The sequence below is a fragment of the Microbacterium sp. 13-71-7 genome (genome assembly GCF_002257455.1).
GTDB lineage: Bacteria > Actinomycetota > Actinomycetes > Actinomycetales > Microbacteriaceae > Microbacterium.
In genome coordinates, this window is the sequence record NZ_NCKN01000247.1 from 1 (window position 1) to 5,507 (window position 5,507).

The 5,507-nt window shown below is 71.2% G+C and carries 5 protein-coding genes; 2 read left to right on the forward strand and 3 right to left on the reverse strand.

Annotated features, from left to right (window positions below):
- Window positions 1-281: 281 nt before the first annotated feature.
- Window positions 282-1,442 (reverse strand): mannose-6-phosphate isomerase, class I, encoded by a 1,161-nt coding sequence (manA, locus tag B7X32_RS17765; protein WP_292722658.1) that lies wholly within the window; start codon window positions 1,440-1,442, stop codon window positions 282-284.
- Between the two features lie 153 nt (window positions 1,443-1,595).
- Between manA and B7X32_RS17770 the strand changes: the two genes are divergently transcribed.
- A complete protein-coding gene (locus B7X32_RS17770) occupies window positions 1,596-3,341 on the forward strand; it encodes an AMP-binding protein (RefSeq protein ID WP_292722661.1) in 1,746 nt (581 codons plus the stop codon).
- A 199-nt stretch (window positions 3,342-3,540) separates the two neighbouring features.
- Here B7X32_RS17770 and B7X32_RS17775 read toward each other — a convergent pair whose 3' ends face one another.
- Complete coding sequence (locus B7X32_RS17775) at window positions 3,541-4,011, reverse strand: helix-turn-helix domain-containing protein (RefSeq protein ID WP_366247008.1); 471 nt, start codon at window positions 4,009-4,011, stop codon at window positions 3,541-3,543.
- A gap of 59 nt (window positions 4,012-4,070) precedes the next feature.
- Here B7X32_RS17775 and B7X32_RS17780 point away from each other — a divergent pair, with 59 nt between their 5' ends.
- Entirely contained in the window at window positions 4,071-4,436 is a 366-nt protein-coding gene (locus tag B7X32_RS17780; protein WP_292722664.1) for a DoxX family protein, read from the forward strand.
- Window positions 4,437-4,602: 166 nt separating this feature from the next.
- On the opposite strand, the gene B7X32_RS17785 is transcribed toward B7X32_RS17780, so the two are convergent.
- Window positions 4,603-5,507: VOC family protein (locus B7X32_RS17785; RefSeq protein WP_292722668.1), on the reverse strand; the 905-nt coding region annotated here is incomplete at its 5' end.

The window sequence follows — 5,507 nt, forward strand, 5'->3', positions numbered from 1 at the left end:
CGCCCCCTCCCGCCCGCCCGCCCGCCCGCCCGCCCGCCCGCCGAGGACGGCGAAGCCGACCGCCCCCAAGGACGTTGAGCGAGGACGGCGAAGCCGACCGAGACGAAACGCGGCGACCTCTCAAGGGCACCCCGTTTCGTCTCGCTCCGCTCGCTCAACGACCCCAGACGCGTGCTCTCGCGAGGGCACCGCGTTTCGTCTCGCGGAGACCCGCACTGAGCGAGCGCAGCGAGTCGAAGTGTCGCTCAACGACCCCGGGGGCGCCTCACGAGCGCGCCGCGTCAGGCGGCGGTCGCGATCCAGAGCCGTCCGGATCCGGCGACCTGCACCTCGGCCGCCCGGGTGACGAACACCGCGGCGGCGCGGGGCGCTTCGGCGGCCGCACCCTCGGAGGTCAGCGTGAAGGATCCGTCGGTGGTGACCGCGATGGACGGACCGGCGAGCGCGACCGCGGCATCCCCGGTGATCGCGAGCAGCTCGAACGGCACATCGGCGCCCGAGGCGTGGATGCGCGGACGGTAGCTGCGCACGTTCTCGGCGATCTCGACGGGCCGCAGATGGTCGTCCTCCGACGCCGTGAACGTCAGCACCCGCTCGAGCTCGGCGGTGTCGACGTGCTTGGGGGTGAGCCCGCCGCGCAGCACGTTGTCGCTCGGACCCATGAGCTCGACCCCGGCCCCGCGCAGATAGGCGTGGATGTTGCCGGCGGGCAGCCAGAGCGACTCCCCCGCGGCGAGCACCACGTGGCGCAGCATGAGCGCGACCGCGATGCCGGGGTCGCCGGGGTACGCCTCGGCGAGGCGCGTGATCAGCTCGAAGCGGTCGTCGCCGGAGGCCGCGGCCACGAGGGCGGCGACCGCGAGGTCCACGGCCGCGCCGCCGGCCAGCAGCCAGGAGAACCCGGCGCGCAGCCCGTCCGCCCCGCTCAGCTCCTCGCGCCAGGGGGCGAGGGAGTCGAATCCCGATCGCGCGGCCAGGGCGTCGACGTCGGCGAGGATCTCGGTGACCGGACGGAAGCCGCACAGCGCCTCGAAGCCGTCCTCGAGGGCGACGATCAGCTCGGGCTTGGCGTGGGGATCCTTGTAGTTGCGGTGCGCGGCCGTGAGCGGCACGCCGCGCCGGTTCTCGTCGGCGAACCCGGCCTCGGCCTGTGCCGGCGTGGGGTGCGCCTGCAGCGACAGCGGGCCGCCCGACACGAGGATCTTGAGCAGGAAGGGCAGCTTCGCCCCGGTCTGCTGCTCCCAGTCGAGGAGCGTGGGCCAGGGGGCGCCGGCGATCGTCCGGGCCGGGGATCCGGGGTGCGCGCCCAGCCACAGCTCGGCCTCTGGGCCGCCGGATCCCGCCGTCCCGAGCACCCCGGCGACGCCGTCGACCCTCCCCCAGGCGTAGTCGCGGGGCTCGTTGCCGATCTGGACGAAGAGCTCGTTCTCGTGCGCGCTCATGCGGCTCCGTTCAGGGTTGCGGGAGGGGACCTCTGCCAGCGTACGGCCCCCGCTCGCCGTGCTCCCGCCGTTTCGAAGCGCGCGAATGGCTGTATTCCGAGCCCCGGATCCGCATTTCTCGCGCTTCGAACCGAGACGGGACAAGATGGCTCCATGAGCCAGCCCCGCGCCGCGACCGCGGCGACCTCCGCCATCCGTGCCGCCCGCGACCTGCTCCTCGCGCACGCGACCGACTACGCCGGCGCCCGGAACGCGTTCCGCTGGCCCGAGCTGCGCGAGTTCAACTTAGCGCTGGAGTGGTTCGACGTGGTCGCCGGCGAGACGCCGAACCGTCCCGCGGTGCAGATCGTCTCGGCCGACCTCTCCAGCCGCAGCTGGTCGTACGGCGAGCTGGCGCGGCGCTCGAACCAGGTCGCGAACTGGCTGCAGGAGCTCGGGATCCGCCGCGGCGACCACGTCCTCGTGATGCTCGGCAACACGATCGACCTGTGGGAGACGATGCTCGGCCTCACCAAGGTCGGAGCGGTCGCGATCCCCACCTCGACGCTGCTCTCCCCCGCGGACCTCGCCTATCGTGCGGAGAAGGGCGAGGCGCGCGGGGTCGTGACCCTCGGCGCGCTCGCCGACCGCGTGGCCGAGCTGCCCGCGTCGATCCTGCGGATCGCCGTGCCCGAGAGCGCGGGCTCGGCGGCGCCGGAGGGCTGGCACGACTTCGCCGGGTCGAACGACGCGCCGGACGAGTTCGAGCCCGACGGCCCGACCCCCGCCGGCGACACCAGCCTGCTGTACTTCACCTCCGGCACGACCAGCCGGCCCAAGCTCGTGCAGCACACGCACGTGTCGTATCCGGTCGGGCATCTGTCGACCATGTGGTGGCTGGGCGTGCGCGAGGACGACGTGCACCTGAACATCTCCTCGCCGGGCTGGGCGAAGCACGCGTGGTCGAGCTTCTACTCGCCGTTCCTCGCCGAGGCGACCGTCTTCGTCTACAACTACGACCGCTTCGACGCGAACACGCTCATGGAGGTCATGGAGACGCACCGAGTCACGACCTTCTGCGCCCCGCCGACGGTGTGGCGCATGCTGATCCAGGCCGATCTGGGTCGGCTGCCGCACCCGCCGCGCGAACTCGTCGGCGCCGGCGAGCCGCTCAACCCCGAGGTCATCGGCCGGGTGCGGCAGGCATGGGGCGGCACGATCCGCGACGGCTTCGGGCAGACCGAGATGACCGCCTGCGTGGGCAACTCGCCGGGGCAGGTCGTGAAGGACGGATCCATGGGCCGTCCGCTGCCTGGTTATCCGGTGGTGCTCGTGGATCCGGTCACCGGCCTCCGCGTCGACGGGGACGCCGCGGGAGTCGCCGAGGGAGAGATCTGCCTCGACCTCGCGGAGAGCCCGCTCGGGCTGATGGCCGGGTACTACGCGGATCCGGAGGCCACCGCGCGTTCCCGCGAGGGCGGCTTCCACCACACGGGCGACATCGCGACGCGCGATGCCGAGGGCTACCTGACCTACGTGGGCCGTGCGGACGACGTGTTCAAGGCCTCCGACTACAAGATCTCTCCGTTCGAGCTCGAGTCGGTGCTCCTGGAGCATCCCGACGTCGTGGAGGCGGCCGTCGTGCCGAGCCCTGATGCCACCCGCCTCGCCGTGCCGAAGGCGTATGTGCTGCTGACCGCATCGGCGCACGACGACCTCGTCGCGACCGCCGGCTCGATCTTCGCCTATGCGCGGGGCCAGCTCTCCCCGCACCTGTGGGTGCGGATCATCGAGTTCGTGCCGGAACTGCCGAAGACCATCTCCGGCAAGATCCGCCGGGTGGATCTGCGCGCCCGCGAGGCGGAGCGCGTCGCGAGCGGAGACGAGTCCGGCCAGCACCACGACCGCGACCACCGCTGAGCCGCTCCCGGTTGCTCCCGGCCGGCTCGGGATGCTTCCGGGCTCGCTGGCTCGCCGGTCCCGCGATCCGCTCAGGTCTCGCGTGACCCGCGATCCGCTCAGGTCGCGTTTCCCGCGATCCGCTCAGGTCGCGTTTTATGCCGTTCTCGACGGCTCGGAGCGGCAGGTTTTGCGACCTGAGCGCCCCGAAGCGGTGCGGTCAGCGCGCGTCGTACTCGGCGCGGGACTGCTCGATCGTGGAGTGGTTCGCGATCGCCCACTGCGCGATCGTGTGTGCGATCTCGATGAGGGTGGCGCCGAGGGCGGTGAGCCGGTACTCGACGCGCGGCGGCACCTCGGCGTACGCGGTGCGGATCACGAGCCCGTCGCGCTCGAGCTGGCGCAGCGTCAGGGTGAGCATGCGCTGCGAGATCCCCGGGATGTGGCGCAGCAGGTCGCTGAACCGCATCACCTCGTCGCTGAGCGTCGCGACCACGAGCAGGGACCACTTGTCGCCCACGCGGTCGAGCACCTCGCGGATCATCCGGCCCGCCTCCGGACCGCCGGGGTGCCCCTCGCAGGAGCGCTCGTACTCGGCGAGGCCGCCGGGAGCGGGCGCGGGCCGCTCGGTCTCGGTTCTCCCGCTGTGCGCCGGTGACACCGGTGTGCCTTTTGTACGCGTCTTCACCATGCTCCATCCTTTACTTACTGATCGTAACCAGGTGACGATCGATAACAAGAAGGAACCTCATGCTGATCGCCCTCTGGATCGTCAACGCGCTGCTCACCCTCGCCATGCTGGGCGGCGGCGGCATGAAGCTGATCACCCCGAAGCCGGTGCTCGCCGAGCGCGGGATGGCCTGGACCGAGGACTTCTCCGCGGGTTCGATCAAGGCGATCGCCGCCCTCGAGGTCGTCGGCGCCATCGGCCTGATCCTGCCGCTCGCGACCGGGATCGCCCCGATCCTCACGCCCCTCGCCGGCACCGGTCTCGCCGTCATCATGCTCGGCGCGGTCGTCGTGCACCTGCGCCGCAAGGAGCCGGCCGCTCCGGCGATCGTCCTCGCCGCGCTGGCCGTCGCGAGCGCCGTCCTCGGCTTCCTCGCCGTGCGCTGACGCCTGCCGCCCCCTCGCCGCCCGCTTCGCTCACCCACCTCGTTCGGCCAGCAACGTCGTTCAGGTCGCGATTTCCGTCGTCTCCGGGCCTCTGAGGAAGCAGATTCTGCGACCTGAACGTGCCTTCTGCGACCTGAACGTGCTCAGTGCGACCTGAACCGGGCGGTCAGAGGTCGGCGATGACGATCCGGCCCATCCGCATCAGGTGCTCGTAGGCGTTCGGGCGCTGCATCAGCTCGGCCATGTTCGCCGGGACGACCTGCCAGCTCAGTCCGAAACGGTCCACGAGCCACCCGCACTGCTCGGCGTCGGGTACGACGCTGAGGGCGTCCCAGAGCCGGTCGATCTCCTCCTGCCCGTCGCAGTCGACCTGCAGGGAGATCCCCGGTGTGAACGGGTGATCGCGGTCGACGGGCGAGTCGAACGCCGCGAAGCGCTGCCCCGCGAGCAGGAACTCCGAATAGGTGATCGGCTCGTCGACGTGCGGCGGCTCGGTCACCGGATACACGACCTGGTGGACGATCCCCGACGGCGGCAGCAGCGCGCCGTAGAACGCGATCGCCTCCTCCGCCTTGTTCTGCAGCGGGCCGCCGAACACCAGCATCGGAACGATCGGCGGTTCCGGTTCGGCCGCGGCGTCCATCAGCTTCAGCTGCCAGCTCACCCCGTACCGGTCCTCGATCCAGCCGTACAGGCCGCTGAACCGGTACTCGCCGATGTCCATGAGCACGCGCCCCTCCTCGCCCAGGCGGGTCCACACGCGGTTGATCCACCCCCGCGCGGCGTGCTCGTCCCCTCCGAAGCGGCGCGGATCCACGCACACGACGAACGAGATCGCGGATGTCGGCGCGAACTCCGCACCGGCGTTGATAAGCGTGATCCGGTAGCCGTCGATCGAGACGTCGACGGTGAGCGGCTGCCCCGCGAACGATCGCTGGAACTCGGGCAATCCGTCGTCGGGATAGCGCGCGACGACCCGCGACGTGGTGCGGTCGAACACCGAGGCGTAGAAGGATCCGGCCTCCTCGGCATCATGGTCGCACCAGATGTTCGGAATGATCCGCTGGGTCA

Excerpts from the sequence above, each read along its gene's own strand:
- B7X32_RS17780 (WP_292722664.1), top strand. The coding sequence starts at position 4,071 with ATGCTGATCGCCCTCTGGATCGTCAACGCGCTGCTCACCCTCGCCATG.
- B7X32_RS17775 (WP_366247008.1), bottom strand. The coding sequence starts at position 4,011 with ATGGTGAAGACGCGTACAAAAGGCACACCGGTGTCACCGGCGCACAGC.
- manA (WP_292722658.1), bottom strand. The coding sequence starts at position 1,442 with ATGAGCGCGCACGAGAACGAGCTCTTCGTCCAGATCGGCAACGAGCCC.
- B7X32_RS17770 (WP_292722661.1), top strand. The coding sequence starts at position 1,596 with ATGAGCCAGCCCCGCGCCGCGACCGCGGCGACCTCCGCCATCCGTGCC.